This window comes from Sphingomonas sp. QA11 (assembly GCF_028473665.1).
In the GTDB taxonomy this organism is placed as follows: domain Bacteria; phylum Pseudomonadota; class Alphaproteobacteria; order Sphingomonadales; family Sphingomonadaceae; genus Sphingomonas; species Sphingomonas phytovorans.
The window spans coordinates 4,500,970-4,526,960 of the sequence record NZ_CP098774.1 but is presented as its reverse complement, the minus strand read 5'-3'; the positions used below and the strand labels follow the sequence as shown (position 1 = coordinate 4,526,960).

Here is a 25,991-nt window from a genome sequence, read left to right as displayed (position 1 = left end):
AGGATGCCATGACCGATCTCGACCAGATGCGTGACAATCTGCTCGCCGCCGTGGAGGCGTCGGGCGGGCTCGACGCGCTCGATACGGTGCGCGTTGGGGCGCTGGGCAAGCAGGGCAGCATCACCGCCCTGCTCAAGACGCTCGGCGCCATGTCGCCCGAACAGCGGCTGGTCGAAGGGCCGCGCATCCAGGGGCTGCGCGAGGCGGTGACGACGGCGATCGCCGAGCGGAAGGCGGCGCTGGACCGCGCCGATCTCGACGCGCGCCTCGCCCGCGAAACACTCGACATGACGCTCCCGGCCGATGGAATCGGTGCGGGCAGCGTCCATCCGGTCAGCCAGGTGATGGACGAACTGGCGGAGATCTTCGCCGATCTCGGCTTCGCGGTCGCCACGGGGCCGGAGATCGAGGACGACTGGCACAATTTCACCGCGCTCAACATCCCGGAGACTCATCCGGCACGCGCGATGCATGATACGTTTTACTTCCCGGCGCAGCCGGAGGCGAGCACGGCCGGCGCCGGGCAAAGCCCGTCGTCCGACGGCGAGCTTGGCTCGCCGCGGGCCGCGCTCGATTCCTCGCGGATGTTGCTCCGCACGCATACTTCGCCCGTGCAGATCCGCGCTATGAAGGCAGCCGGCGGCGACAAGCCGATCCGCATCATCGCGCCCGGCCGCACCTATCGCTCCGATAGCGACGCCACCCACACCCCGATGTTCCATCAGGTCGAGGGGCTGGTGATCGACAAGGGCATCACGCTCGGCCATCTCAAATGGACGCTCGAGACCTTCCTCAAGGCGTTCTTCGAGCGCGACGATATCGTGCTGCGCCTGCGCCCCAGCTATTTCCCCTTCACCGAGCCTTCGGCCGAGGTCGATGTCGGCTTCAGCCTGGTCAACGGCAAGCGCGTGATCGGCGGGTCGGACGGCTGGATGGAAGTGCTCGGTAGCGGCATGGTCCACCGCACGGTGATCGAGGCCGGCGGCTATGATCCGGACGAATGGCAGGGCTTCGCCTTCGGCTGCGGCATCGATCGGCTGGCGATGCTTAAATATGGCATGGACGATCTACGGGCGTTCTTCGACGGCGATATCCGCTGGCTGAAACATTATGGGTTCGCGGCACTCGACGTGCCCACTCTGTCCGGGGGAGTCGGGGCATGAAGTTCACCCTGAGCTGGCTCAACGAGCATCTCGAAACCACCGCCGGTCTCGACGCCATCGTCGAGGCGCTGACCCGTGTCGGCCTCGAGGTCGAGGGTGTGGAGAATCCGGGCGAGAAGCTCGCCGCCTTCAAGGTGGCGAAGGTGCTGACCGCCGCGCCGCATCCCCAGGCCGACAAGCTTCAGGTCCTCACGGTCGATGCCGGCGACGGCCCCCTGCAGGTCGTCTGCGGCGCGCCCAACGCCCGCGCCGGTCTGGTCGGCGTGTTCGGCCTGCCCGGCGCGGTCGTGCCGTCCAACGGCATGGTGCTGAAGGTCGCGGCGATCCGCGGCGTCGAATCGAACGGCATGATGTGCTCGACCCGCGAACTCGAGCTCGGCGAGGATCATGACGGCATCATCGAATTGCCCGCCGATGCGCCGATCGGCACCGTCTTTCCGGACTATGCCGGCCTCAACGATCCGGTGGTCGACGTCGCCATCACGCCCAACCGGCAGGATTGCATGGGCGTGCGCGGCATCGCGCGCGATCTCGCCGCCGCCGGTCTCGGCACGCTCAGGCCGCTGAAGGTCGATCCGGTCGCCGGCGAAGGCCCCGGCCCGGACGTGCGCACTGACGATGCCAATGGCTGCCCGGCGTTCTTCGGCCAGTCGGTCGCCGGTGTTACCAATGGCGAGGCACCCGACTGGATGCGCCGCCGCCTCGTCGCGATCGGGCAGAAGCCGATCTCGGCGCTGGTCGACATCACCAATTATGTGTCGGTCGATCTCGGCCGTCCGCTTCACGTCTATGACCGTGCAAAGCTCTCGGGTGGCCTGGTCGCCCGCCGGGCGAAGGCCGGTGAGACAGTGCTCGCGCTCAACGGCAAGACCTATGCCCTCGAGGAGACGATGACGGTCATCGCCGACGACGCCCATGTGCATGACATCGGCGGCATCATGGGCGGCGAGGAATCGGGCGTGTCGGCCGGTACCACCGACGTGCTGATCGAATGCGCCTATTTCGATCCCGACCATATCGCCCGTACCGGCCAGAAGCTGGCGCTGACCAGCGACGCCCGCGCCCGGTTCGAACGGGGCGTCGATCCCGCTTTCCTTGAAGACGGCCTGGCCATCGCCACGCGTCTCGTCACTGACATCTGCGGCGGCACGGCGAGCGGCGTGACACGCGCCGGCACCCCGCCGGTGACGCCCCGCACGATTGCCTATGACACGAACCGCGCCGAGACGCTGGGTGGCCTCGCCATCGCGGCCGACCGGCAAAAGGCGATCCTCGAAAGCCTGGGCTTCACGGTCGACGGGACCTGGAACGTGACGGTGCCGAGCTGGCGTCGTGACGTGGACGGCTCGGCCGATCTGGTCGAGGAGGTCATCCGGATCGAGGGCATCGACAAGGTGCCGCCTGTTCCGCTCGATCGTGTCCCGGGCGTCGCGACGCCGACCGCCACGCCCGAACAGAAGCTCGAGCGCCGCACCCGCCGCGCGGCCGCCGCACGCGGCCTCAACGAGGCGGTGACGTGGAGCTTCCTGTCCGAGGCCGAAGCCGCGCCGTTCGGTGGCGGTGCCTGGAGCCTCGCCAACCCGATCAGCGAGGACCTGAAGGTCATGCGTCCGTCGCTCCTCCCCGGCCTGCTCGCCGCGGCCGAGCGCAATATCAAGCGCGGCGCGCAGACGGTTCGCCTGTTCGAGATCGGCCGCCGCTATCTGGCTGATGCCGAACGCCCGACGCTCGGCGTCGTCCTCGCCGGTGAAGGCCGCGCGCGGGGCTGGCAGCAGGGCAAGGCAGTGCCGTTCGACGCGTTCGACGCCAAGACGGAGGCGCTCGCGCTGCTCGCCGCGGCAGGAGCGCCGGTCGAGAATCTGCAAGTGATGGGAGAGGCGGGCGATGCCTGGCACCCCGGCCAGTCAGGCACGTTGCGCCTTGGCCCGAAGACGGTGCTGGCCGCGTTCGGCATGGTCCATCCGCTCACTGCCCGCGCGTTCGATCTCGACGGTCCGGTCGCCGCGGTCGAACTCTATCTCGATTCGATCCCGGGCAAGCGCTCGGCTGGCTTCATGCGTCCTGCCTATGCACCGCCCTCGCTGCAGGCAGTCCGCCGCGACTTCGCCTTCCTCGTCCCCGCCGAACTTGGCGCTGACGCCCTTCTCCGCGCGGTGAAGGGCGCGGACAAGGCAGCGATCACCGGCGCGCGCCTGTTCGACGTCTTCACCGGCGTCGAGGAAGGCAGGAAGAGCCTCGCGCTCGAAATCACGCTCCAGCCGGGCGAGAAGAGCTTTACCGACGAGGAGCTGAAGGCGGTCGCCGACAAGGTGGTGGCTGCGGCGGCGAAGCTTGGCGCGAGTCTGCGTGGCTGATTTTTGTGACGGATGCCGGGCCCTGTGTCTCCCCGCCCTTCGTTTTGACAGAGGCGTCGTCGCCGCGCTGTGAAGCTACTTCATTTCGTCACCCCGGGCTTGTCCCGGGGGCCACCGGGCCGCAAAGCAAGGGCCGGGCAATTCGCGGGTCGGTGGATGCCGGAACAAGTCCGGCATGACGGTAGCGGTTGATTGCCGGCGACCCTGAAATCGGGAGGTGTAAGTGGCTGACCTGATCGACATCGCGTCCTCCGGCCTCTCCGCCGCGATCAACCCCTTCGGCGCCGAGCTCACCCATTTGCGCGATGCTGATGGTCGCGAGCTGATGACCGATGCGGACCCGGCCTGGTGGACCGGCCACGCTCCGATCCTGTTCCCGATCGTCGGCCGCCTCAACGGCGATCTGCTCCGCATCGACGGCAACGACTATCCGATGAAGCAGCACGGCTTTGCACGGCGGATGCCCTTCGCGGTGGTCGATCGGGCGCCGGATCGCGCCATCTTCCGCCTCACCGACTGCGAAGAGACCCGCGCCGTCTATCCCTTTGCGTTCGCGCTCGACATCGCCTTCGCCCTCGATGCCGCCACGCTCCGGATCGAGGCGAGCATCGGAAATCGCGGCACCGCCCCGATGCCCGCCAGCTTCGGCTGGCACCCCGCTTTTGCCTGGCCGCTGCCCTATGGTCAGCCACGGGAGGACCACCGAATCCTTTTCGACACCGACGAACCCGATCCGCTCAGGCAGATCGTCCCGGGTGGCCTGATCGGCCCCGCGCCGCGCCCGTCGCCGCTTGATGGCCGAACCCTCCACCTTCGCGACGATCTTTTCACCAATGACGCGCTGGTCTGGGATCCGGTTCGCTCCCGCCGCGCCACCTATGGCGCACCCGCGGGTCCCCAGCTCGACATCGCCTTCCCCGACACCGCGAAGCTCGGCATCTGGACCAAGCCCGGTGCGCCTTTCATCTGCATCGAGCCGTGGCACGGCATCGCCGATCCGGAAGGCTATGGCGGTGACATCCGCGACAAGCCCGGCATCGTCGAGATCGCGCCCGGCGCCACCTGGTCTTGCGCGCTGGACGTGACGTTGCGCTCCTGAACCGCTAGGGGCGCCGGATGACTGGAATTTCCGACCGCCGCACCTTCGCGATCATCTCCCATCCCGACGCGGGCAAGACGACGCTCACCGAAAAGCTCCTCTATTTCGGCGGCGCGATCCATCTCGCCGGTGAGGTGAAGGCGCGCGGCCAGAATCGCCGTGCCCGGTCCGACTGGATGAAGATCGAGCAGCAGCGTGGCATCTCGGTCACCTCCTCGGTGATGACCTTCGAGAAGGACGGGCTGACCTTCAACCTGCTCGACACGCCGGGCCATGAGGATTTCTCGGAAGACACCTATCGCACCCTGACCGCGGTCGATTCGGCGGTGATGGTGATCGACGCGGCACGCGGCATCGAGGCGCAGACGCGCAAGCTGTTCGAGGTCTGCCGTCTGCGTTCAGTGCCGATCATCACCTTCGTCAACAAGGTCGATCGCGAGGGGCGCGACCCGTTCGAACTGCTCGACGAGGTTGCCGACATCCTCCAGCTCGACGTCTGCCCGATGAGCTGGCCGGTCGGCATGGGCAGCGATTTCGAAGGCGTGTACGATCTCCACGCCAACACGCTGAGCCAGCCCGAGGGTCCCTCGCGCGAATATATGGGCAAGCCGTTGCACTTCACCGGCCTCGACGATCCGGCGCTGGAGAAAATCCTGTCGGAGGACGGGCTGACCCGGTTGCGCGACGAGGCAGAGCTGGCGCAGGGCGGTTACGCCACGTTCAACGCGGCCGCCTATCGCCACGGCGATCTGACGCCGGTCTATTTCGGCTCGGCGCTCAAGGATTTCGGCGTGGCGGAGCTGATCGCGGCGCTTGGCCAGCATGCCCCCGGGCCTCGGCCGCAGCCGGCGGAACCGCTGCCGGTCGCGCCGGACAATGCAGAGGTCACCGGCTTCGTGTTCAAGGTCCAGGCGAACATGGATCCGCAGCACCGCGACCGAATCGCCTTCATGCGGCTCTGCTCGGGCACCTTCAAGCGCGGCATGAAGCTGACGCCGACCGGCCATGGCAAGCCGATCGCGATTCACTCGCCGATCCTGTTCTTCGCCCAGAACCGGGAACTTGCCGATGAAGCGTTCCCGGGTGACATCATCGGTATCCCCAACCACGGCACGCTGCGGGTGGGCGACACGCTCAGCGAGAAGGCGACGATCCGCTTCACCGGCCTGCCCAATTTCGCGCCCGAAATCCTGCGCCGGGTCGCGCTGAAGGATCCGACCAAGACCAAGCAGCTGCGCAAGGCGCTCGACGACATGGCGGAGGAGGGCGTGACTCAGGTCTTCTATCCGGAGATCGGCTCCAACTGGATCATCGGCGTGGTCGGCCAGCTCCAGCTGGAAGTGCTGCTCTCGCGTCTCGATGCCGAGTACAAGGTCGATGCCGGGCTAGAGATGGCCCCGTTCGACACCGCGCGTTGGGTCTCGGCGGAGGACCCGACCGACCTGAAGGCGTTCATGGACCTCAACCGTTCTTCGATGGCCAAGGATCGCGACGGCAACCCCGTCTATATGGCGAAGACGGCGTGGGACGTGGGTTATGTGGCCGACCGCTATCCGAAAGTGAAATTCGCCGCGACGCGGGAACGATAAGCTCCCTTCCCTGCGAGGGAGGGCTGGGGGTGGTTGCGCGCGTCCGCGCGCTGAAAAAGGGATCGCCGCTCCCAGTTTCGACGCGCCAATCAGAGCATCGCGCGCCAGCCCAAGGCAAAAATATTCACGCGAAGACGCGAAGACACGAAGGAGGGGGCCGATGCGCCATCTCTTCGCGCCTTCGCGCCTTCGCGTGAATCCCTTCTTCCCGCCGATAATGATGCGGATGGGTGGCGCCTACGCCACCCAGTCCTTGCGCAGCGGCTTCGCCGCCAGCCACATCAGCAGCGCCGCGACCAGATACAGCACCAGCCCGATCAGCATCGAATAGCGCAGCGCCTCGTCGCCAAGCCGCTTGGTCAGACCGTCGGATAGCGCCCCCAGCGCGAAGCTGCCCGCGCCAAGCCCGATCAGATTGTTGATGAACAGGAAGCTCGCCGATGCGGTGGCCCGCATGTGCGGCGGCACGAGATGCTGCACGGCGGTGATCACCGGCGCCAGCCAGACATAGGCAAGCGCCTGCGGGACCAGGAAGAAGAGGAACGCCGCCGTCACCGAAGAGGACAGGATTCCCGCCGCGAACAGCGGCACCGCGATGACGAAGGCGATCGCCGGCGCCCGGGCATAGGCCGCCCGGTCCTTCGTCCCGAACTTGTCCCCGACCATCCCGCCCAGCAGCACGCCGGGCACGCCGCCCAGCAACAGGATCGCGCCGTAGAAATAGGACACGTCCTGCAAGTCGAGATGGAAGCTGCGCTTGAGCAGCGACGGCAGCCAGAAGGCAAGGCCATAGCCGAGCATCGAACTGGCCGATGCGCCGAAGGCCAGCAGCCAGAAGCTCGGCTTGCGCGCCAGGATCGCGAAGACCCGGCGCACCGGCTCGGTCGCGGCAATGGCCCGATCGCGCACTGGCTCGCGCACCAGCAGCCGGAACAGGGGCGCGATGGCGACGCCCGCCAGCCCCACCACGATAAAGGCGGCGCGCCAGTCGACCGTCGTCGCGATATAGCCGCCAAGCAGCACGCCCGCCGCCGAGCCGAGCGGGATGCCAAGCGAATAGACCGCCAGCGCCCGTGCCCGGGTCTCGGGCGGGAAGGTGTCGGCGATCACCGCATAGGAGGGCGCGACGCCGCCGGCCTCGCCCACGCCGACGCCCAGCCGAGCGCCGAACAGTTGCGCGAAATTCCCCGCCCAGCCGCACAAGGCGGTGAAGCCGCTCCACACGCCAAGGCTGATCGTGATCGTCCAGGTCCGGCTGGTGCGGTCGGCGATCCAGGCAAGCGGGATCGCCAAGGTCGAATAGAGGAGGGCGAAGGCAAGTCCGCCCAGCACGCCCAACTGGGTGTCGGTCAGGCCGAGGTCCGCCTTGATCGCCGGCACCAGGATGCTGAAGATCTGCCGGTCGACGAAGTTGAACGTGTAGACGAGCAGCAGCATCGCCAGCGCCAGTGCGCGATATCCGCGGGATTGATTGTCGGTCATGCGCCTCATCCTGCCTTTGATCGTTCGGACGCCACAGGACGATCACGTCACCCGGAGTCGTTCCGGGGCCACCGTTCCGCAAGGCCGACGTCGGCACGTCTGCGGAACAGTGGATGCCGGAACGAGTCCGGCATGACGGACAATGCGAGGTGCCGTCTCCCAAAATGACGAGACCGGACGCTCTTTGCTGGGAGCGCCCGGTCTCGATACCGTTTTCGTCTATCGGTTCAGAACCGCGCCGTCAGCGTCCCGAACACCTGCCGCGGATTGCCGTAGAAGGCGGTGGCGATGCCTTCCTTGCCAAGCGTCGGCACATAGGGCCCGTTCGGCACCGGCTGGTTCAGGAGGTTGATCGGCGTGCCCGCGATGTCGGTACGGATATATTGATAGCCGGCGGTCTTGTAGATCCGGTTGGTCAGGTTCTTGCCGTGCACGCCGATCGAATAGCGCCCGCCGCCGAAGGTGTAGGTCAGATGCGCGTCCAGCAGCGTGTAGGCCGGCTGATCAAGGAACGGGCTGGCCGTCTCGAACTGATGGGTGAGGCTGCGATAGGAGACCACGGTCGAGGCGTTGACCGTTCCCGAACCGACCGGGATATTGCCGCCCAGTGTGCCCGACAGCGTCCAGTCCGGGGTATTCTGGAACACGCGGACCTTGGCGACATCGACGCCGGTCGGGCCGATGAAGGTTTTGTACTTGGCATTCATATAGCCGAGCGTGCCGGCGAAATAGAGCGACGATCCGGCCCCGGCGAAGCCCCGTGCCAGCGTCGCATTGGTCTCCAGTTCGATACCCTTGATCGTCGCCTTGGCGGCGTTGGTGGTGATCCCGCAAAAGGACTGGACGCCGCCGATCAGGCAGCCGACCGATCCGGGAACCTGCACGTCGCTATAGTCGGAATAGAAGCCGTCAAGCGCCCAGGTCAGGCGGCGGTCGAATGCAGCACCCTTCCAGCCGATCTCGTAAGTCTTCACCGTTTCCGGCTTGAAGCGCAGGTAATTGTAGATGTCCTGATAGGTGGCCCCTGCCGCCGGGTTGCTGGCCGGCGCCGACGTGGCGGATCCGCGCGGGTCGAAGCCGCCGCCCTTGAAGCCTTCCGAATAGGACGCGTAGAGCATGTGACCCTCGACAGGCTTGAAGCTCAGCGAGGCGCGCGGCGTGAAACGCCTGAAGTTGGCGACGCCCCGGAAATCGGTCGACGGTGCGCCCAGCAGGATCGGGTTGCCGCCGAAATCGGCGCTCTGGCCCAGATAGCTCGCCTTGAAGATGTAGGACTGGCGCTGATCCCAGGTATAGCGGCCGCCGAGCGACAGGCTGATCTGCGGCGTGACATCATAGGTGAAGTCGCCATAGATCGAGCTGGTCTCGGTCCGTACATCGCCCTTGGTATTGGCGTTGAAGTTCGGAACGGTCGTCGAGAGCAGCACGTCGAACGTCGTGCTCGCCTTCGCGCCGAGATAATAATAGCCGAAAATGCCGTTCAGCTTGTCGCTCTTGTAAGCGAGCTGGAATTCCTGGCTGGTCTGTTCGTTGCGATAGACCGCCGGCACGTCGACATCCACTGAGGGGAGCGCATCGAAGTCGATCGGCGTGAAGGACCGGTCCTTGCGCCAGGCGCTGATGCTTTTCAGGGTCAGGTGGTCGGTCAGTTCCACGCTTGCCGTCATCGACAGGCCGCCGGCCTGGATGTTCTGCTTCGGATTGTTGAGGCCGGCGCGCGTGTCGAACACGTTCGACAGGACTGGCGCGCCCGAGGCGATGCCGGGGATCAGGCGGTGGCCGTTGCGCGGATTGGACTTGTCGTCGGTATAGTCGCCGGTGATGCGCACGAACATCCGGCTGTCGGGCGATTCGAATTCGATCGTGCCCCGTCCCGCCCAGATATTCTTGTCGTAATTGTCGATGCCCAGATAGGTGTTCTTGCCGAACCCGTCGCGCGTCAGCCGGGCGCCCGACACGCCGATGCGGATCATGTCGTTGATCGGGGTCGAGACGCTGACGATGCCGTCAGCCTGGTTGTACGAACCATAGCTTGCCTTGAGGTTCGCCTCGAAATGATCGGGGAGCCGCTTGGTGACATATTTCACCGCGCCGCCGATGGTGTTGCGGCCATAAAGGGTGCCCTGCGGTCCGCGCAGCACCTCGATCCGGTCCACGTCATAGACGTCGAGCACCGCTGCCTGGGGGCGGTTGAGATAGACATCGTCGAGATAGATGCCGATGCCGGCCTCGAATCCGGGGACCGGGTCCTGCTGGCCGACGCCGCGGATAAAGGCAGCCAGGGTGGAATTGGTGCCGCGCGCGTTCTTCAGCGTGGTGTTGGGGGTCACGTTCTGCAGGTCGGTCAGGTCGACGATGCCGGTCCGCTCCAGCTTGGCCGCGGAAAAGGCCGTGACGGCAACCGGTACGTCAAGCAGCGTCTCTTCGCGACGGCGGGCCGTGACGACGATCTCGGCATCGTCGGCGGGCGCATCCGCTGTCTGTTGCTGGTCAGGCGCTTCCTGCGCCATGGCAGGCACGGCGGTCAGCGCGGCGATCGCGGCGCCGGCGTTGAGCAGCGTGCGCATGGAATAAAGGCGTGTCATGAAGATCTCCCCTCCTGCGGCGCCGCTTGGATGCGCCCGGTCTGTTACCGGGTTGTGCGCCAGTCGAAGGCGCTATACTGAAACATGAACCAGGTTTCAACTTGGGAATGGGAGGATGCCGAAAATGGCGGGTGAGCGTGGCCAACCGGCAACGGTTGAAGGGCTTTCGAGGGGGGATGCGGCGCTGGCCGCGAGCGAGGGCAAGGCGCCGCGCACTGAGCGGGGGCGCAAGACCTTGCGCTCGATTCTCGATGCCGCGGCGGTCGAGTTCGGGGAGCGGGGTTTCCACGATGCCTCGATCAGCGGCATCACGCGCCGGGCCGGGGTCGCGCTGGGCAGTTTCTACACCTATTTCGATTCGAAGGACGCCGTGTTCCGTGCGCTGGTGCGCGACATGTCGGATCAGGTCCGCGACCATGTCGCCCCGGCGATCCGCGCCGCGCCCGACCAGATCGCGGCCGAGCGCGCGGGCCTGCGCGAATTCATCGCCTTTGTGCGCGGCCACAAGGAAATCTACCGAATCATCGACGAATCCGAATTCGTCGATCCGGAAAGCTTTCGTCTTCATTACGCCGTCACCGCCGATCGAATCGCGGCGCGACTCAAGGCGGCGGCAGCGCGGGGTGAGATCCGCGCCGATGTGTCAGAGGTCCATGCCTGGGCGATCATGGGCATGAACGTCTTCCTCGGCCTGCGCTACGGCGTTTGGGAAGACGATGCCTCGCCTGACGAGGTGGCGGACACGGTTGCGGAGATGCTCGCCCGGGGAATCGGCGCGCGCTGATCGCCGGCACGGAAGACGAATGAGGGGATGTTTGCTGCTCGGTTTGGGCCTTCCGATTCAACCCCGCCTCTCGCCATGACAGCATGAAGCGGTCGAGGCTCCTGCCGGAGCCCCGATCCGCTCCTTCTCATCGTGACGAATATTGGCGGGCTTTTCGCGCGTTCATGCGGGAAAGGAGCCGGCGATTTTGCGCTTTTCGGCGGGCATTTTTCCCCTGTTATCCGGTAACAGGGAAAATGGGGGCTCAAACCTCTGGAAAACCGGCGCGAATCCGGTCCGAAAATCCAGCATAACAGCGGAAGAAAAAATGCGGGGTGGCCCCCGCGTCATATCGGACCCGAATCGGCGACCGTCAGGCCCTGCTCGAATCGTCCGCCAGCGCCTCGGCAAGCGAATCGCGCACCTTGCGGATCGCGCCGATATCCGCCCCGCCGGGTGATCCCGCACCGAAAGTTCCTGTGGGCGCCGGTGCCGGCCCCTGGCTTGCCGACGATACGCGCTTGCGTTCGTCGGACAGCAGCTTCTGCACGCCGCGGATCGTATAGCCCTCGTGATTGAGCAGGCTGTTGATCCGAATCACCAGCGCGACGTCTTCCGGCCGGTAATAGCGTCGCTTGCCGGCGCGCTGCAGCGGCCTGAGCTGGGGAAAGCGGGTCTCCCAATAGCGCAGGATATGCTGGGGCAGCGCGGTCTCGCGGGAAAGCTCGCCGATCGTCCGGAACGCGCCAGCCGCCTTGTCGGGCACGCCGGCCATGATCGGGTCAGCCCGCGCCCACGATGCGATCGCGCATCATCTGGCTGGCGCGGAAGGTGAGCACACGGCGGGGCGCGATCGGCACCTCGATGCCCGTCTTCGGATTGCGGCCGACACGCTCGCCCTTGTCGCGAAGCACGAAGGTCCCGAAGCCGGATATCTTGACGTTCTCGCCCTTGGACAGCGCCTCGCACATATGGCTGAGAATCTGTTCAACCAGTTTCGAGGAATCGGCACGGGACAGCCCCACCTGATGGTGCAGCGCCTCCGCCAGATCAGCTCGTGTCAACGTCCCCGCAGGTGCCATCCGCTACCCTCCCCAGAGTGGCAAGAAGTTAACCTAACACAATGATGCTGCGGACTGAAAGGCCTTTGTTCCACGATGAAAACGGCGCCCCCGCCCGGCATCCGGTGGAAATGGCCTAGAGTCGGACGACCGCGGCGCCCCAGGTGAACCCGCCGCCCATCGCTTCGAGCACGAGGAGGTGGCCCGGCCTGATCCGGCCGTCGCGCACCGCGGTATCGAGAGCGAGCGGCACCGACGCAGCCGATGTGTTGGCGTGCTGGTCGACGGTCACCACGACCTGCGCCGGATCGAGCCCCAGCTTGCGCGCGGTCGCGTCGAGGATCCGGGCATTGGCCTGGTGCGGGACGACCCAGTCGACGTCGGAGGATTCGAGCCCGGCGGCCGCGAGCGATTCGGTCATCACCGCGGCCAGGTTGACGACGGCGTGGCGGAAAACCTCGCGCCCCTTCATCCGCACCTTGCCGACGGTGCCGGTGGTCGAAGGGCCGCCATCGACATAGAGCAGCTCGTTGTGGCGGCCGTCGGCATGGAGCCGAGTCGCCAGGATACCGCGCTCGCCGGGGCCTGCCCCGTCGCCTTCACTGGCTTCGAGCACGATCGCGCCCGCGCCGTCGCCGAACAGCACGCAGGTCGTGCGGTCCTCCCAGTCGAGGATCCGGCTGAAGGTCTCGGCGCCGATCACCAGCGCGCGGCGATGCGCGCCGGCGCGAATCATGCTGTCGGCGACCTGCACCGCATAAAGAAAACCGGAGCAGACCGCGGCGACGTCGAACGCCACGCAATCGTTGATGCCCAGCATCGCCTGCACCTTGGTGGCGGTCGCCGGGAAGGTCTGGTCGGGGGTCGCCGTGGCGAGGACGATCAGGTCGATCTCCTGCGCCGAGCGCCCGGCGGCCGCCAGTGCTGCCTTGCACGCATCGGCGGCGAGGGTGCCCGTTGTCTCGTCGGGCCCGGCGATGTGGCGGAAGCGGATGCCGGTGCGCTCGACGATCCACTCGTCGGAGGTGTCGACGGTCTCGGCCAGTTCGGCATTCGACACGCGCCGTGCGGGCAGGGCCGATCCGGTGCCGGTGATGATCGATCGAATCACGCTGCCTTGGCCTCGAAATTACCCAGGTCTTCGCTGATCCGCCGGGTCAGGTCGTCACGGACCATCTTGGCGGCGGCGGCGATCGCGGTCGCCACGCCCAACTCGTTCGCGCCGCCATGGCTCTTCACGACGATGCCGTTGAGGCCGAGGAATACAGCGCCATTATGGTTGTTGGGGTCGAGATGGTGCCGGAGCAGCTCGGTCGCAGGCTTCGAGATGAGGAAGCCGATCTTCGACCGGGTCGAGCTGCGGAACGCCCGCTTGAGCAGGTCGGCGACGAATCGGGCGGTGCCCTCGGCCGTCTTCAGCGCGATGTTGCCGGAAAAGCCGTCGCAGACGATCACGTCGACATCGCCGCGCGACAGCCGGTCGCCCTCGATGAAGCCGGTGAAGCTCATCGGCAGGTGAGTCGCATCGCGGAGCGCCTGGGCTGCGTCGCGGATTTCCTCGGTGCCCTTCTGGTCCTCGCTGCCGATGTTGAGCAGCGCGACGCGGGGCGATTCGAGATCGAGATTGGTGCGGGCATAGGCGGCCCCCATCACCGCGAACTGGACGAGGTTGCGCGCATCGCATTCGGTATTGGCGCCGAGGTCGAGCACGACCACGTCGTTCTCGCCAAGCGTCGGCAGCATCGCCGCGAGGGCGGGCCGGTCGATCCCCGGCAGCATGCGCAGCGACAGCTTCGCCATCGCCATCAGCGCGCCGGTATTGCCCGACGAGACGGCGGCGCCGGCGCGGCCCTGCTTTACCATGTCGATGGCGACGCCCATCGACGTCGTCTTGGCGCGGCGAATCGCCTGGCTCGGCTTGTCGCTCGATCCGACGACCTCGGGGGCGTGGACGATCTCGCTATGCGCGGTCAGGTTGGGATGAGTTTTCAGGCCTTCGCGGATCCGCGCTTCGTCCCCGACCAGGATGAAGCGCATATCCTCGAAGCGCCGTCGCGCGCGCGCGACGCCGGCCAGCATCACAGCAAGGCCTTCGTCGCCGCCCATTGCGTCGACGGCGATCCGGGAGCTGTTCGACACGCGGCTGGCCCCCTGTTGGACTGTCTGGCTCAGCCTTCGACCGAAACGATCTCACGGCCATTATAATGGCCGCACGATCCGCACAGGTTATGCGGGCGCTTCAGTTCGCCACAGTTCGGGCACTCCTGGAAGGAGTCGATGCTCAGCGAGTCGTGGCTGCGACGCATGCCGCGCTTGGACGGCGAAGTCTTTCTCTTGGGGACGGCCATTTCGGCGAAACCTTGTTCTTGTCTGGGTCAATAAGCGCGGTACGCCCGGACGGACGCCAGCGCAACCGACGCTTCCGTCAGCCGCGGTAGGCACCTGCGGCCGGACGCATCGCGAAGCGTGCGCCTATAGCGATTCGGGCGCACGTTGCAAGCGCGGCGAAGGACTGGCACGCTGGCGGCACATATTTCCCGGGGGAGAGACACGATGAATCCGATCATGCTGCCGATCACGCTCACGACCGCGGGGGCGACCGCGCTGATCGCCCTGTGGCTGGCGATCCGCACTGGTAGCGTGCGCCAGAAGGCGAAGGTCAGCATCGGCGACGGCGGCGACGCGGCGCTGATCTGCCGCATGCGCGCGCAGGCGAACTTCACTGAATATGCGCCCTTCATCCTGATCCTGATCGCGCTGATCGAATATAGCGCCGGCACCTCGACCTGGCTCTGGGCGGCGAGCGTGGCCTTCCTCGTCGCGCGAATCCTCCACCCGCTGGGCATGGACGGCATGAAATACGGCCGGTCGGCCGGGATCCTGATCACCTTCCTGCTGCTCGCGGGCCTTGGCCTCTACGCGATCAGCCTGCCGCTCCTCGCGAAGCACGACGCGAAGCCGACGGTGATCGAGACGATCCCCGCCGCGGGGTGATGCTCCTTCTCGGCCAGCCCCTTCTCAGGCCGCCATCGCCCGGTCGCTCACGAACATGTTGTGCTCCCGCTCATGCGCGAAGTTGCTTGGCGGGCCGTGGCCGGGAATGAAGGCGGTGTCGTTACCGAGTGGCCAGAGCTTCTCGACGATCGACTGAAGCAAATGCTGGTGGTTGCCGAGCGGGAAGTCGGTCCGCCCGATCGATCCCTGGAACAGCACGTCGCCGACCAGCGCGAGCTTCGACGGCGCGTGGTGGAAGATCACATGGCCCGGCGTGTGGCCGGGGGTGTGATAGACGTCGAGCGTCAGGTCGCCGATCGTGACGGTATCGCCCTCGACCAGCCAGCGGTCCGGCTCGAACACGACGCCGCGGATGCCGTAATTCTTCCCGTCCTCGTCGAGTCGCGCGATCCAGAAGCGGTCGGCCTCGTGCGGCCCCTCGATCGGCACGCCGAACTCCTCGGCAAGCGGCTTGGCCTCGCCGCAATGGTCGATATGGCCGTGGGTCAGGATGATCTTCTCGACCGTCACGCCGTGCTGCGTGGCGGCGGCGCGCAGCTTGGGCAGGTCGCCGCCGGGATCGACGAACGCGCCGCGCATCGTGGCGGTGCACCAGATCAGCGAGCAGTTCTGCTGGAGCGGCGTGACCGGGACGATCGCCGCGCGAAGGGGAGGAAGTGCCATGCCGCGGAGGTAAGCCTCGCCGCGTCTCCGGGCAAGCGCGGGGTTGCCGTGCGCCCGTTCGGGTTGCATTTGGCGGGCTGTCGATGCTCGCCCGTGAAACCGCCCCGTTCGTTCTGCTGGACGATGCCCGAGAGGACGCCGTTCCCGCGCGCCTCTATCGCCGGCCGGTGCGCGTGGTGGAAGCGCGCACCATCGCCGAGGTGCTGCCTGCACTCGACATGCTCCGCGCGGCGCGGGATGCAGGGCTCCATGCCGCCGGCTTCCTTTCCTATGATGCCGGCGCCGCCTTCGAGCCGGTGCTGGGCATGCCGCGGGCGACCGATGCGCCGTTGCTCTGGTTCGGTCTGTTCGAAGGGTATGAGGAGATCGCGGCGGCAGAGGTGCCGGCGCTGCTGCCCAATCCCGCCGGCGCCTGGATCGCACCGCCGCAGCCGGGCATCGATCAGGCGACCTATCACGATCAGTTCGCGCGGGTCCTCGATCTGATCGCGGCGGGCGACGTCTACCAGATCAACCTCAGCTACCGCGCGACCGTGCGTCACGCCGGCGATCCGCTCGCTCTCTACGCGCAGCTTCGTGCCCGGGCGCGGGCCGGCTTCGGCGCGCTGATCGATACGGGCGCTGACCTGTTCCTGTCGCTGTCGCCCGAGCTCTTCTTCGCGCTCGACGATCGGCGGCTCACCTGCCGCCCGATGAAAGGGACGGTGCGCCGCGGCGCCACCCCGGCCGAGGATCAGGCGCTTGCTGCGTCCCTCAGCGCCGATCCCAAGCAGCGCGCTGAAAATCTGATGATCGTCGATCTGATGCGCAACGACCTCTCGCGCATCGCCCGGCCGGGCAGTGTCGCTGTGCCCGCCCTGTTCACCGTCGAGACCTATCCGACCGTCCATACCATGGTCTCGACCGTCACCGCCGATCTCGCGGAGGATCGCGACGCGATCGACGTGCTTGCTGCGCTGTTCCCGTGCGGCTCGGTGACGGGCGCGCCGAAGATCCGGGCGATGCAGGCGATTGCCGAGGTCGAGCAGGCAAGCCAGCCACGCGGCGTCTATACCGGGGCGATCGGCCGGCTGGACGCGGACGGCGATGCGATGTTCAACGTCGCGATCCGGACTCTGGCGATCCGGCGCGGCGACGCGCATGATTTGCCCGAGGGGGCGTTCGGCGTGGGCGGCGGCATCGTCGCCGATTCGAAAGTGCATGAGGAATGGGACGAATGCCTTGCCAAGGGTGATTTCCTGACCAGCGACGGATCTTTCGACCTGATCGAGACGATGGCGTTCGATCCGGAGACGGGCATGCCCCTGCTCGAACGTCACCTCGCGCGGATGAAGGCGAGCGCCGACCTGTTCGGCTTTCCGTTCGATCGGCATGCCGTGCGCAATGAACTCCAGGCCGCGACCTTCCGCCTGCGCAGGGCGCGACGCATCAGGCTGGTGCTGGCGAAGAGCGGGGCGATCGCGGTCGAGGTGTCGCCGATGCCGGGTTCGCCGGCGGAACCTGTGGTCGTCGCTCTCGTGCCGCTGCCGGTCGATCCCTCCGATTTCCGCCTTCGCCACAAAATCAGCGATCGCGCTTTTTACGGCACTCCGCCGGTTGGCTGTTTCGAGATGGTCTTCATCGATCCAGATGGATTCCTGACCGAGGGCAGCTTCACCTCGTTGTTTGTCGAACGCAACGGGATCCTCGTCACGCCGCCGCTTGCGCGCGGGCTGTTGCCCGGCGTGCTGCGCGCCGATCTGATTGCTACTGGCCGCGCGATCGAGGGCGATCTCACCCCGGCCGATCTCGTCGGCGGTTTTTTCATCGGAAATGCGCTGCGAGGGCTGATTCCCGCCATTGTTGCGGTTGCGAACGGAACCGACCCGGGTCTATAGCCGCGCCGCTTCCAGACAAAGGCGCCCAATTCATGCACCCATCCGCCGCGCTCGCCCGTATCAAGCCATCGCCCACGCTCGCGATCACCTCGCGTGTTCAGGAGTTGCAGCGGGCCGGCGTCGACGTGATCGGCCTTGGCGCCGGCGAGCCCGATTTCGACACGCCCGAATTCATCAAGGAAGCGGGGATCAAGGCGATCCGCGACGGCAAGACGAAATACACCAATGTCGACGGCACGCCCGAGCTGAAGGCGGCGGTGATCACCAAGTTCAAGCGCGACAACGGCCTGACCTACACGCCCGACCAGATCACCATCAACGCGGGCGGCAAGCACACCCTGTTCAACGCGATGGTCGCGACGGTCGATGCCGGCGACGAGGTGATCGTGCCCGCGCCCTATTGGGTAAGCTATCCCGACGTCGTGCTGTTCGCGGGCGGCACGCCGGTGTTCGTCGCGGCGGGGCCGGCGCAGGGCTACAAGCTGCTGCCCGAGCAGCTCGAGGCGGCGATCACGCCGAAGACGAAGTGGGTCATCCTCAACTCGCCGTCCAACCCGACCGGCGCCGCCTATTCGGCCGCCGAGCTCAAGGCGCTGGGCGAGGTGCTCGAACGGCACCCGCATGTCTGGATCTTCGCCGACGATATGTACGAGCATATCATCTATGATGGTTTCGAATTCGCCACGATCGCTCAGGTCTGCCCCTCGCTCTACGATCGCACGCTGACCGCGAACGGCTGTTCAAAGGCCTATGCGATGACTGGCTGGCGCATCGGCTTCGCCGGTGGGGCGCCCTGGTTGATCAAGGCGATGGCCAAGCTCCAGTCGCAGTCGACCTCGAATCCCTGCTCGATCGCCCAGGCGGCCTCGGTCGCGGCGCTGACCGGCGACCAGGCGTTCCTCAAGGATCATGCGGCTTTGTTCCAGTCGCGCCGCGATCTAGTTGTATCGATGCTCAACCAGGCGAACGGCATCACCTGCCCGCGGCCCGAGGGCGCCTTCTACGTCTATCCTGAATTCTCAGGCCTGATCGGCAAGTCGACCCCCAAGGGCCAGCTGATCGACACCGACGAGGCGATGGTCGCCTATCTGCTCGACGAGGCGAAGGTCGCGGCGGTCCAGGGCGCGGCGTTCGGTCTCTCGCCGGCGATGCGGATCAGCTATGCGACTTCCGAGGACCTGTTGCGCGAGGCGTGCGAGCGAATCCAGACGGCTTGCGCCGCCCTGCGATAGGGGCAGCAAGCTCCCGTTCATCCGGACAAGGCAAAAGCGGGCGCCGTAACGAATCGGTCCAGTGCCGATCCCGCGTAGAATAGATGTGAAGGTTGAGTGGCGATGCGCGCTATTCTGAAGGAAGCGTTTTTCTGGCGATTCGCGGGCGGTTTCGTCATCGGCGCCATCGGCCTGTTGATCCTCCAGCCGGCGAATGCTGCGGGGCTCGTCGACAACCTCGCGAGCGTATTGCACGCTCTTCCCTGACCGGCCACTTCCGGCGCGACCGGGAGTTCCTATATTCAGGTGGATGCCCCATCGAAAGGCGATCCATGTTCAGGACTATGCTAGCCGTTGCTGCTGTCGCAGGGGTGGGCCTTGCCGCCTTGTCCGGTGGGGTCGCCAATGCCGAACGCGCGGTGCCGATTCCGGCCGCGCTTCAGGACGTGCCGAAGGCACCGGGCCCCCAGACCGCGATCCTCGCCGGCGGCTGCTTCTGGGGCATGGAGGCAGTGTTCGAACGGGTGAAGGGGGTCCGCAATGTGACCGCCGGCTATGCGGGCGGCGTCGCGGGGACAGCGACCTATGATCAGGTCAGCACTGAAACCACGCGCCACGCCGAGGCGGTGAAGATCGTGTTCGATCCGGCGCAGGTCAGTTACGCGACGCTGTTGCGTGTCTATTTCTCGATCGCGCACGATCCGACCGAGCTCAACCGCCAGGGGCCGGATACCGGCCCCAGCTATCGCTCGGCGATCTTCCCGCAGAACCCGGCCCAACGCGACGTTGCGGCCGCCTATATCGCCCAGCTCGGCAAGGCCCGGGCCTTCCCCCAGCCGATCGTGACCAGGCTGGAAAGCGGTCGCTTCTTCGCGGCCGAGGCCTATCATCAGAATTTCTACGACCGGAATCCGCGCCACCCCTATATCGTCCAGTGGGACAAGCCGAAGGTGGCTGCGTTCAAGGCGGCTTTCCCGGCGCTGGCCAAGCCGGGCTGAGCCTTCAGGCTGCCAGCGGAAAGCGCAGCAGCCGGTCCTCGACCGGCACCAGTGCCTCGGCACCGGCGCCCACCGCGCGGGCGATTTCTGGGTGGTCAGCATCGAGACCGCCAGTCAGGGTACCGAACGCCGGCAGGATGAGCTTCGTCCCGCTCGCGACGAAGCAGCGGCGCGAAACCTGGCGCCCCCGCACCCGTACCCGCAGCTTTGGGTGGAAATGCCCCGACAGCTCGGGCCGGGTCTCGCGCGGATCGGCCTCGTGGCGCAGCACCAGCCCATCGACCAGCGCTTCGTCCATCACCTCGCCGCCACATCGGTCGATCGTGCGGTCGTGATTGCCCGTGATCCAGACCCAGCGCCGCGTAGTGGCCAGGGCGCGCAGCATCTCCTGCGCCTCGCCGGGCAGGCGCTCGCACCCGGCCGAATCGTGGAAACTGTCGCCCAGGCACCAGATTTCGGTTGCCTCGGTGCGGGCGGCGAGCTCGGCAAGCTCGCTCAGCGTTGCGATCGTATCATAAGGGGGCAGCATCTGGCCGCGAATCGCGAACCAGCTCGCCTTCTCGAAATGCAGGTCGGCAACCAGCAAAGCGCGCCGCGCGGGCCAGAAAAGCGCGCCTTGCGACAGTGCGAACAGATCGTGCCCGGCGAACGAAAAGGGAACCATGGTCTTGCTATGCAGCGATACGCCCCCCAGATCAACGGCTTGCGGCAGCGCAACAAAAGCCCTTGCGCTGCTCAGCAACAGGCGTAAAGCGCGCCGTCCTCCTCGGCAGGCCAGATTTTCATGTCTTCAGTCCCTGAAACGACGGGGCAGCCGCATCGCTCCCATCCAGCGATGCTTGCGCTCACCATCGGCGCCATCGGCGTCGTCTTCGGCGATATCGGCACCAGCCCGCTTTACGCGTTTCGCGAGGCGCTGGCGCAGTCGGCGCAGGACGGGATCGATCCGAGCGAGATTCTCGGCGTCCTGAGCCTTGCGCTGTGGACGCTGATCCTCGTCGTCAGCGTCAAATATGTCGGGTTCCTGATGCGTGCGGACAATCAGGGCGAAGGCGGCGTGCTGGCGCTGACCGCGCTCGCGCGGCGCGCGCTCGGCCGGCGATCGATGATCGCGCTCGTGCTCGGTGCCGCTGGCGCCTCGCTCTTCTACGGCGATGCGATCATCACGCCGGCGTTGTCGGTATTGTCGGCGGTCGAGGGTCTGCGCACCATTCCCGGCGCGGGCACCGCGATCGGGGAGCACACCATCCTGTTCCTCACCATCGCGATCCTGATCGCGCTGTTCCTGATCCAGGCACGCGGCACCGCGCATGTCTCGAAGCTGTTCGGTCCCGTCTGCATCCTCTGGTTCCTGACGATCGGCGGCCTCGGCCTCTGGCACATCTGGGACGAGCCTTCGATATTGCGCGTCTTCTCCCCCTGGTATGGCGGCGTGTTCCTCGCGACTCATGGGACGATCGGGCTGTTCGTGCTCGGTGCCGTGTTCCTGACAGTGACCGGTGCCGAGGCATTGACCGCCGACATGGGGCATTTCGGCCCGGCCCCGATCCGGATGGGCTGGTTCTTCCTCGTTTTCCCGGCGCTGACGCTCAACTATCTCGGCCAGGGCGCCTTCGCGCTCAACGCGCTGGAAACGGCGGCGGCGAACCATCAGAATTTCGGCAACCAGGACTGGTTCTTCCTGATGGCGCCCGAAAATGTCCGCCCCTGGCTGATCGCGCTCGCGATGCTGGCGACGATCATCGCCAGCCAGGCGGTGATCACGGGCGCCTTTTCGCTGACCCAGCAGGCGATCCAGCTCGGGCTGCTGCCGCGCCTGCGCGTCCGCCAGACATCGGCGCAGCATTCGGGGCAGATCTACCTGCCCTCGATCAACTGGCTGCTGCTGATCGGCGTGCTGGTCCTGGTCATCCAGTTCCGCACCTCCTCGTCGATGGCCGCGGCCTATGGCATCGCGGTGACCGGCACGATGGTCGTCACCACCTGCCTCGCCTATATCGTCGCGCGCCATCGCTGGAACTGGTCGCGACCGCTGGCGATCACGGTGATCCTGCCGTTCCTCACGCTCGACCTGATCTTTTTCGGGGCCAATATCCTGCGCGTGATCGAGGGTGGCTGGGTGTCGCTTCTGGTCGGTGCGATGATCGCTCTGGTGATCTACACCTGGGTCCGCGGCCGGGGCATCGTCCGCGCGTTCGAGCAGCGGCAGAGCGTGCCGCTCGCCGATCTCGCGGCTGCCCTGAGCCGCCGTCCGCCGGAGCGAGTCGAGGGCACGGCGGTCTTCCTGACCGCCAATCCGGAAAGTGCGCCGGGTGCGCTGCTGCACAACCTCAAGCACAACAAGGTACTGCACGAGCGCAACCTGATCGTCAGCATCCGCACCGCCGACCGCCCGGTCGTACCGTCCGAGGAGCGCATGAAGACGACTCGGATCGACGACAATTTCAAGGCGGTCGTTCTTACCTACGGCTTCATGGAATCGCCTGACGTGCCGCGCGACCTGGGGCTTGAGCAAGCCGGCGCGCGCAAATTGCTCAACCCGGCCAAGACCAGCTATTTCATCGGCCGCAATACGCTGAAGCCCGCCGCGAACCAGGGCATGCCACTGTGGCAGGACCGGATCTTCATGTTCCTCCAGCGCAATGCCAGCGACCCGACGGATTTCCTGCGCATCCCGCCGGGCAAGGTCCTCGAACTGGGCGAGCAGGTGACCGTCTAGGCGCGGAACGCGCCTGAACGGTCACCCCGCGCAGGCGGAAATCCAGGGCGGCGGGCGCTGCCGCCCGCAACCGTGGAACCCCGCCTTCGATCCTATCCGGCATAGGCCTTTACGAGATCGTACAAATAGTCCCGGCCCTCATAGAGCGATTTGGTCCGGATCCGTTCGTTCAGCCCGTGAATGCCGTTCAAGTCGGTATCGACGAAGATGCCGGGCGCGCCATAGACCGGGATGCCGATCGCCTGGAGGAAGATGCCGTCGGTCGCACCCGTCGACATCAGCGGCAGGATCGGCAGGCCGGGGAAGTGCTTCGCGGCGACCGCCTTGGCAGGGCCGACGATCTTCGGATCGAGCGATGGCGGGATCGCGGTCGGCCGGATCGGCTGGTTGATGGTCACCTTCACCTTCGGACCGGCCAGTTCCTTGAGCTTCGCGAACGTGGCCTCGACCGTCTCGCCGGGGAAGATGCGGCAATTGACGTTGGCGGTGGCGCGTTGCGGCAGGGCGTTTTCGGCATGGCCGGCATTCACCAGTGTCGCGACGCAGGTGGTGCGCAGGGTCGAATGCATCGCCTTGTCCCGGCTGATCAGCGCGTCGGCCGCCTTGTCCTCCGGATTGGCGAGCAGGCGGTTGATCGCGTCGCCCACGGGGCCCGGCATCGCCGCCGCGGTCGCGCCGAAAAAGGCCCGGGTGGTATCGGTGAACTTGACCGGGAATTCATAGGCCCGCACCGCCTCGAGCGCGTCGGCGAGTTCGTAGATCGCGTTCTCGGGCGTGGGCTGGGAGCTGTGGCCCCCGGGGTTGGTCGCCTCGAACGTGTAGTTCTGCGCTGCCTTCTCGCCGACCTGGATCGCCAATAGCTGGGGCTTGCCATTCGCATCGTAGCGCCCGCCGCCGCCTTCGTTGAGCGCGAACTCGGCCGCGATCAGGTCGGGCTTGTTCGCCGCGAGCCACTGCGCGCCGTTGAAGGCGAAGGTCGTTTCCTCGCCGCAGGTCAAGGCGAGCTTGATCGTCCGTTTCGGTTTGTAGCCGCTGGTCTTGAAGCGGATCAGGCTGTCAGCCCACACGGCGGCCATCGCCTTGTCGTCGACCGCGCCGCGCGCATAATAATAGCCGTCCTCCTCGATCAGCTTGAACGGATCGCGGATCCAGTCGGCGCGCTTGGCCTCGACCACGTCGAGATGGCCGAGCAGCAGCATCGGCTTGGCATGCTTGTCCGACCCCGGCAGCACCGCGACGATGCCGCCGTCCTTGGGATGTTCGGGCACCGAAAAATAGGTGATGTCGCCATCGGCGAAGCCCGCTGCCTTCAACCGGGCGCCGATCTGTGCCGCCGCCTGGGTGCAGCTGCCCGAGGACAGGGTCGTGTTGGTCTCGATCAGCTCCTTGTAGAGCCCGAAAAATGCCTGTTGATCGGGGCGGAGCGCCTGTGCCGATGCGGCGGCGGGAAGCAGGGCGATCACGGCCGCCGAGCAGATGGATATCGTTCTAATGATGGCGTGCACCCCCGAGTTGGTCCAGAAGATCAGCGGCCGGTGGTATCGACGGTGACGGCGATACCGGCCTAGCCGTCCATCACCATAATACGGACTTCGCGGTTCGGGAAATCGATCTTGACGCGCCGGAACAGCCGCAGCGCGTCCATGCCGAGGAGCAGGGCCGGCTTCTCGGTCAGGCCGAAATGGCGGAACGGCTCGGCGTCGGAGAAGGCGACGGGCAGATGGGAAAAGGTGATGCCCGCAAAGTCGACCTTGTCGATCTGGGTGTAGCCGACCTCCATCGATTCCCCGGTTACGCCCCAGAGCGCGACTGGCCGCACCGCCTTCGCCCCGTGCGCGACGCTGCGCTTCAGCGCCATATTCCCCATGGTAATACCCGATCCGGTATCAAGGATGACCCGGATCTTCTGTCCGCGATAGCTGGCGTCGCTCACGATAAGCTGGCCGTAGAGATTCTGCCCATGAACCACGATCTCGCCTGGCATCGCGCTGATGCTCCGCCGTCGTTTCGCGGACGGCGTGAGGGTCATGGTATCCTTTGCGAAATCGATCGTCAGGGCGTGGCCCTGGAGCGTGTCCAGCCCGAGCATGCCCAGCGCGCCGAGGTTGCGCGATTCGAGCGACGGTGCCTCGATGCTGGTGCCGCCCATCGTGCTCACGCTGATCTTCGGGATCATCACCGTCGCGACGTTGGACGTGCCCGTCATGGCTGTCAGCCGGACGTCCCTGCCCGATGGCAGACCCAATTTTCCGGCGAGTTCGCGGGAGATGACCGTGCGCTGCGCGCCGGTATCGACGATGAAATGGAACGGGCCGCTATTGCCGATCGAAACCGGCACGGTCATGCGATCGTCGGCGGATCCGATATCGAGCACGGTCGGCGTGGGTGGTGGCGTCGGATCCTGCGCCACCGACGCGCCGGGCGCGACGGCCGCCATTGCAAGCGACACAAGGATCAAGCGGCGCATGGCGGGCGCGTCAGAAGGCATCGGGACGACTCCCCCTTGGAAGCGCGAAGCGCACTTCACGATTGGCAAAATCGACCTCGACCTTCCGGAAGAGGCGCAGCGCATCCATGCCCAGCAAGAGGGCGGGCTCGTTGCTCAACCCGAACCGCCGGAACGGCGCGACGTCGGAAAAGGCGATCGGCAAATGGTTGAAGGTAACCCCGCCGATGTCGAGGCTGGTGACCTGGGTATAGTCGGCGGTCAGCCTGTCGCCTGTCACACTCGTCAGGGTAATCGGCTGGGCTGCCTTCAACTCGCCGCGCATCCTGGCGCGCAGGACCGAATTGCCCATGCTGACCGATGAGCCGGTGTCGACGATCACGCTGATTCGCCGGCCCTTGTAATAGGCCTGGGTGACGATCAACTGACCATAGACGCTCCTGGCGCGGACGACGATGTCGCCGTTCAGGACGGGCGCGCGCTTGCGCTTGGTCGACGGGCGCACCGTCATGCTGTTGGTCTCGAAATCGATCGAGAGGGCGTGACCGCTCAGCGTGTCGATGCCGAGCATGCCGGGCGCGCCCAGATTGATTGAATACAGCGCGGGCGCCTCGATCCGCTGGCTGAGGATGTTGCTGACATTGAGCGATGGGATCACGACCGTTCCGACATTGCTCGTGCCGGTCATCGCCGTCATCCGCACATCGGGGCCGGGCGAAAGGCCCAGCGTGGCCGCGAGTTCGCGCGAGATCACCGTTCGTTCGGCGCCGGTATCGATGATGAAGGGGAACGGGCCGGTGGTGCCGATGGTGACCGGCACCGTCATGCGCTGAGCGGAATCATCGAAGGCAAGGGTGTTTTCGGCGGGAGGCGGCACCTCGCCCTGTCGCGCGGGCAACCCTCCGGGAGCGGCGGCGGCAATAGCGATGACAAGGGCGGTTATTCCGCGCATGAGACGAAGTTACG

The 25,991-nt window shown here is 66.2% G+C and carries 23 protein-coding genes; 11 read left to right on the top strand and 12 right to left on the bottom strand.

The window, feature by feature from the left end; genetic code table 11:
• Positions 1-8 precede the first annotated feature (8 nt).
• The 4 genes from pheS to NDN01_RS20780 all read left to right on the top strand — a co-directional run bounded on the left by pheS (position 9) and on the right by NDN01_RS20780 (position 6,205).
• Positions 9-1,163 carry a phenylalanine--tRNA ligase subunit alpha gene (pheS, locus tag NDN01_RS20795; protein WP_272628332.1) on the top strand — a complete coding sequence of 385 codons (1,155 nt, stop codon included), beginning with the start codon at positions 9-11 and terminating at the stop codon, positions 1,161-1,163.
• Complete coding sequence (pheT, locus tag NDN01_RS20790) at positions 1,160-3,517, top strand: phenylalanine--tRNA ligase subunit beta (protein WP_272623761.1); 2,358 nt, start codon at positions 1,160-1,162, stop codon at positions 3,515-3,517. Before pheS ends, pheT begins: the two co-directional genes overlap by 4 nt.
• 223 nt (positions 3,518-3,740) lie before the next feature.
• Positions 3,741-4,616 (top strand): aldose 1-epimerase family protein, encoded by an 876-nt coding sequence (locus NDN01_RS20785; RefSeq protein WP_272623759.1) that lies wholly within the window; start codon positions 3,741-3,743, stop codon positions 4,614-4,616.
• 17 nt (positions 4,617-4,633) lie between these two features.
• Positions 4,634-6,205 (top strand): peptide chain release factor 3, encoded by a 1,572-nt coding sequence (locus NDN01_RS20780; RefSeq protein WP_272623757.1) that lies wholly within the window; start codon positions 4,634-4,636, stop codon positions 6,203-6,205.
• Positions 6,206-6,442: 237 nt separating this feature from the next.
• Here the strand turns inward: NDN01_RS20780 and NDN01_RS20775 are convergent, their stop codons facing one another.
• Both NDN01_RS20775 and NDN01_RS20770 read right to left on the bottom strand, forming a co-directional pair.
• Positions 6,443-7,687, bottom strand: a complete 1,245-nt coding sequence (locus tag NDN01_RS20775; protein WP_272623755.1) for a spinster family MFS transporter — start codon at positions 7,685-7,687, stop codon at positions 6,443-6,445.
• 227 nt (positions 7,688-7,914) lie between these two features.
• Positions 7,915-10,272 carry a TonB-dependent receptor gene (locus tag NDN01_RS20770; protein WP_272623752.1) on the bottom strand — a complete coding sequence of 786 codons (2,358 nt, stop codon included), beginning with the start codon at positions 10,270-10,272 and terminating at the stop codon, positions 7,915-7,917.
• A 124-nt stretch (positions 10,273-10,396) separates the two neighbouring features.
• Here NDN01_RS20770 and NDN01_RS20765 point away from each other — a divergent pair, with 124 nt between their 5' ends.
• On the top strand, positions 10,397-11,056 hold the full coding sequence (locus tag NDN01_RS20765; RefSeq protein ID WP_272623750.1) for a TetR/AcrR family transcriptional regulator: 660 nt from the start codon (positions 10,397-10,399) through the stop codon (positions 11,054-11,056).
• Positions 11,057-11,408: 352 nt separating this feature from the next.
• Here the strand turns inward: NDN01_RS20765 and NDN01_RS20760 are convergent, their stop codons facing one another.
• The 5 genes from NDN01_RS20760 to rpmF all read right to left on the bottom strand — a co-directional run bounded on the left by NDN01_RS20760 (position 11,409) and on the right by rpmF (position 14,444).
• The gene (locus tag NDN01_RS20760) at positions 11,409-11,810 is read right to left on the bottom strand and encodes a MerR family transcriptional regulator (RefSeq protein ID WP_272623748.1); all 402 of its coding nucleotides are present in this window, start codon (positions 11,808-11,810) and stop codon (positions 11,409-11,411) included.
• Positions 11,811-11,817: 7 nt separating this feature from the next.
• The gene (locus NDN01_RS20755) at positions 11,818-12,117 is read right to left on the bottom strand and encodes an integration host factor subunit alpha (protein WP_272623747.1); all 300 of its coding nucleotides are present in this window, start codon (positions 12,115-12,117) and stop codon (positions 11,818-11,820) included.
• 115 nt (positions 12,118-12,232) lie between these two features.
• Positions 12,233-13,207 (bottom strand): beta-ketoacyl-ACP synthase III, encoded by a 975-nt coding sequence (locus NDN01_RS20750; protein ID WP_272623745.1) that lies wholly within the window; start codon positions 13,205-13,207, stop codon positions 12,233-12,235.
• Positions 13,204-14,235, bottom strand: coding sequence for a phosphate acyltransferase PlsX (plsX, locus tag NDN01_RS20745; protein WP_272623743.1), 1,032 nt, complete (start codon positions 14,233-14,235; stop codon positions 13,204-13,206). The genes NDN01_RS20750 and plsX overlap by 4 nt, the downstream gene beginning before the upstream one ends.
• A 29-nt stretch (positions 14,236-14,264) precedes the next feature.
• The gene (gene rpmF, locus NDN01_RS20740) at positions 14,265-14,444 is read right to left on the bottom strand and encodes a 50S ribosomal protein L32 (RefSeq protein ID WP_272623741.1); all 180 of its coding nucleotides are present in this window, start codon (positions 14,442-14,444) and stop codon (positions 14,265-14,267) included.
• A gap of 205 nt (positions 14,445-14,649) precedes the next feature.
• Between rpmF and NDN01_RS20735 the strand changes: the two genes are divergently transcribed.
• A complete protein-coding gene (locus tag NDN01_RS20735; RefSeq protein WP_272623739.1) occupies positions 14,650-15,090 on the top strand; it encodes an MAPEG family protein in 441 nt (146 codons plus the stop codon).
• A gap of 24 nt (positions 15,091-15,114) precedes the next feature.
• On the opposite strand, the gene NDN01_RS20730 is transcribed toward NDN01_RS20735, so the two are convergent.
• On the bottom strand, positions 15,115-15,774 hold the full coding sequence (locus NDN01_RS20730) for an MBL fold metallo-hydrolase (protein ID WP_272623738.1): 660 nt from the start codon (positions 15,772-15,774) through the stop codon (positions 15,115-15,117).
• 83 nt (positions 15,775-15,857) lie between these two features.
• On the opposite strand from NDN01_RS20730, the gene pabB reads away from it, so the two are divergent.
• The 4 genes from pabB to msrA all read left to right on the top strand — a co-directional run bounded on the left by pabB (position 15,858) and on the right by msrA (position 19,860).
• Positions 15,858-17,651: an aminodeoxychorismate synthase component I gene (pabB, locus tag NDN01_RS20725; protein ID WP_272623737.1), complete on the top strand. Its 1,794-nt coding sequence runs from the start codon at positions 15,858-15,860 to the stop codon at positions 17,649-17,651.
• A gap of 32 nt (positions 17,652-17,683) precedes the next feature.
• Positions 17,684-18,883: a pyridoxal phosphate-dependent aminotransferase gene (locus NDN01_RS20720; protein ID WP_272623736.1), complete on the top strand. Its 1,200-nt coding sequence runs from the start codon at positions 17,684-17,686 to the stop codon at positions 18,881-18,883.
• A 96-nt stretch (positions 18,884-18,979) separates the two neighbouring features.
• Positions 18,980-19,129, top strand: a complete 150-nt coding sequence (locus NDN01_RS20715; RefSeq protein ID WP_272628472.1) for a hypothetical protein — start codon at positions 18,980-18,982, stop codon at positions 19,127-19,129.
• Between the two features lie 65 nt (positions 19,130-19,194).
• Positions 19,195-19,860, top strand: coding sequence for a peptide-methionine (S)-S-oxide reductase MsrA (gene msrA, locus NDN01_RS20710; RefSeq protein WP_272623734.1), 666 nt, complete (start codon positions 19,195-19,197; stop codon positions 19,858-19,860).
• A 4-nt stretch (positions 19,861-19,864) separates the two neighbouring features.
• Here msrA and pdeM read toward each other — a convergent pair whose 3' ends face one another.
• Positions 19,865-20,524, bottom strand: coding sequence for a ligase-associated DNA damage response endonuclease PdeM (gene pdeM, locus NDN01_RS20705; protein WP_272623732.1), 660 nt, complete (start codon positions 20,522-20,524; stop codon positions 19,865-19,867).
• A 171-nt stretch (positions 20,525-20,695) separates the two neighbouring features.
• Here pdeM and NDN01_RS20700 point away from each other — a divergent pair, with 171 nt between their 5' ends.
• Complete coding sequence (locus tag NDN01_RS20700; RefSeq protein ID WP_272623730.1) at positions 20,696-22,579, top strand: potassium transporter Kup; 1,884 nt, start codon at positions 20,696-20,698, stop codon at positions 22,577-22,579.
• Positions 22,580-22,671: 92 nt separating this feature from the next.
• Here the strand turns inward: NDN01_RS20700 and NDN01_RS20695 are convergent, their stop codons facing one another.
• The 3 genes from NDN01_RS20695 to NDN01_RS20685 all read right to left on the bottom strand — a co-directional run bounded on the left by NDN01_RS20695 (position 22,672) and on the right by NDN01_RS20685 (position 25,977).
• Complete coding sequence (locus tag NDN01_RS20695) at positions 22,672-24,042, bottom strand: M20/M25/M40 family metallo-hydrolase (RefSeq protein WP_272623729.1); 1,371 nt, start codon at positions 24,040-24,042, stop codon at positions 22,672-22,674.
• A 101-nt stretch (positions 24,043-24,143) separates the two neighbouring features.
• A complete protein-coding gene (locus tag NDN01_RS20690) occupies positions 24,144-25,067 on the bottom strand; it encodes an aspartyl protease family protein (protein WP_272623728.1) in 924 nt (307 codons plus the stop codon).
• On the bottom strand, positions 25,057-25,977 hold the full coding sequence (locus tag NDN01_RS20685; protein ID WP_272623727.1) for an aspartyl protease family protein: 921 nt from the start codon (positions 25,975-25,977) through the stop codon (positions 25,057-25,059). The genes NDN01_RS20690 and NDN01_RS20685 overlap by 11 nt, the downstream gene beginning before the upstream one ends.
• Positions 25,978-25,991 lie beyond the last annotated feature (14 nt).

What these genes read in the sequence shown, in the direction of transcription:
- pheS (WP_272628332.1), top strand. Translation starts at nt 9, where the DNA reads ATGACCGATCTCGACCAGATGCGTGACAATCTGCTCGCCGCCGTGGAG.
- pheT (WP_272623761.1), top strand. Translation starts at nt 1,160, where the DNA reads ATGAAGTTCACCCTGAGCTGGCTCAACGAGCATCTCGAAACCACCGCC.
- NDN01_RS20780 (WP_272623757.1), top strand. Translation starts at nt 4,634, where the DNA reads ATGACTGGAATTTCCGACCGCCGCACCTTCGCGATCATCTCCCATCCC.
- NDN01_RS20775 (WP_272623755.1), bottom strand. Translation starts at nt 7,687, where the DNA reads ATGACCGACAATCAATCCCGCGGATATCGCGCACTGGCGCTGGCGATG.
- NDN01_RS20770 (WP_272623752.1), bottom strand. Translation starts at nt 10,272, where the DNA reads ATGACACGCCTTTATTCCATGCGCACGCTGCTCAACGCCGGCGCCGCG.
- NDN01_RS20765 (WP_272623750.1), top strand. Translation starts at nt 10,397, where the DNA reads ATGGCGGGTGAGCGTGGCCAACCGGCAACGGTTGAAGGGCTTTCGAGG.
- NDN01_RS20760 (WP_272623748.1), bottom strand. Translation starts at nt 11,810, where the DNA reads ATGGCCGGCGTGCCCGACAAGGCGGCTGGCGCGTTCCGGACGATCGGC.
- NDN01_RS20755 (WP_272623747.1), bottom strand. Translation starts at nt 12,117, where the DNA reads ATGGCACCTGCGGGGACGTTGACACGAGCTGATCTGGCGGAGGCGCTG.
- rpmF (WP_272623741.1), bottom strand. Translation starts at nt 14,444, where the DNA reads ATGGCCGTCCCCAAGAGAAAGACTTCGCCGTCCAAGCGCGGCATGCGT.
- NDN01_RS20735 (WP_272623739.1), top strand. Translation starts at nt 14,650, where the DNA reads ATGAATCCGATCATGCTGCCGATCACGCTCACGACCGCGGGGGCGACC.
- NDN01_RS20730 (WP_272623738.1), bottom strand. Translation starts at nt 15,774, where the DNA reads ATGGCACTTCCTCCCCTTCGCGCGGCGATCGTCCCGGTCACGCCGCTC.
- pabB (WP_272623737.1), top strand. Translation starts at nt 15,858, where the DNA reads ATGCTCGCCCGTGAAACCGCCCCGTTCGTTCTGCTGGACGATGCCCGA.
- NDN01_RS20720 (WP_272623736.1), top strand. Translation starts at nt 17,684, where the DNA reads ATGCACCCATCCGCCGCGCTCGCCCGTATCAAGCCATCGCCCACGCTC.
- msrA (WP_272623734.1), top strand. Translation starts at nt 19,195, where the DNA reads ATGTTCAGGACTATGCTAGCCGTTGCTGCTGTCGCAGGGGTGGGCCTT.
- pdeM (WP_272623732.1), bottom strand. Translation starts at nt 20,524, where the DNA reads ATGGTTCCCTTTTCGTTCGCCGGGCACGATCTGTTCGCACTGTCGCAA.
- NDN01_RS20700 (WP_272623730.1), top strand. Translation starts at nt 20,696, where the DNA reads ATGCTTGCGCTCACCATCGGCGCCATCGGCGTCGTCTTCGGCGATATC.
- NDN01_RS20690 (WP_272623728.1), bottom strand. Translation starts at nt 25,067, where the DNA reads ATGCCTTCTGACGCGCCCGCCATGCGCCGCTTGATCCTTGTGTCGCTT.
- NDN01_RS20685 (WP_272623727.1), bottom strand. Translation starts at nt 25,977, where the DNA reads ATGCGCGGAATAACCGCCCTTGTCATCGCTATTGCCGCCGCCGCTCCC.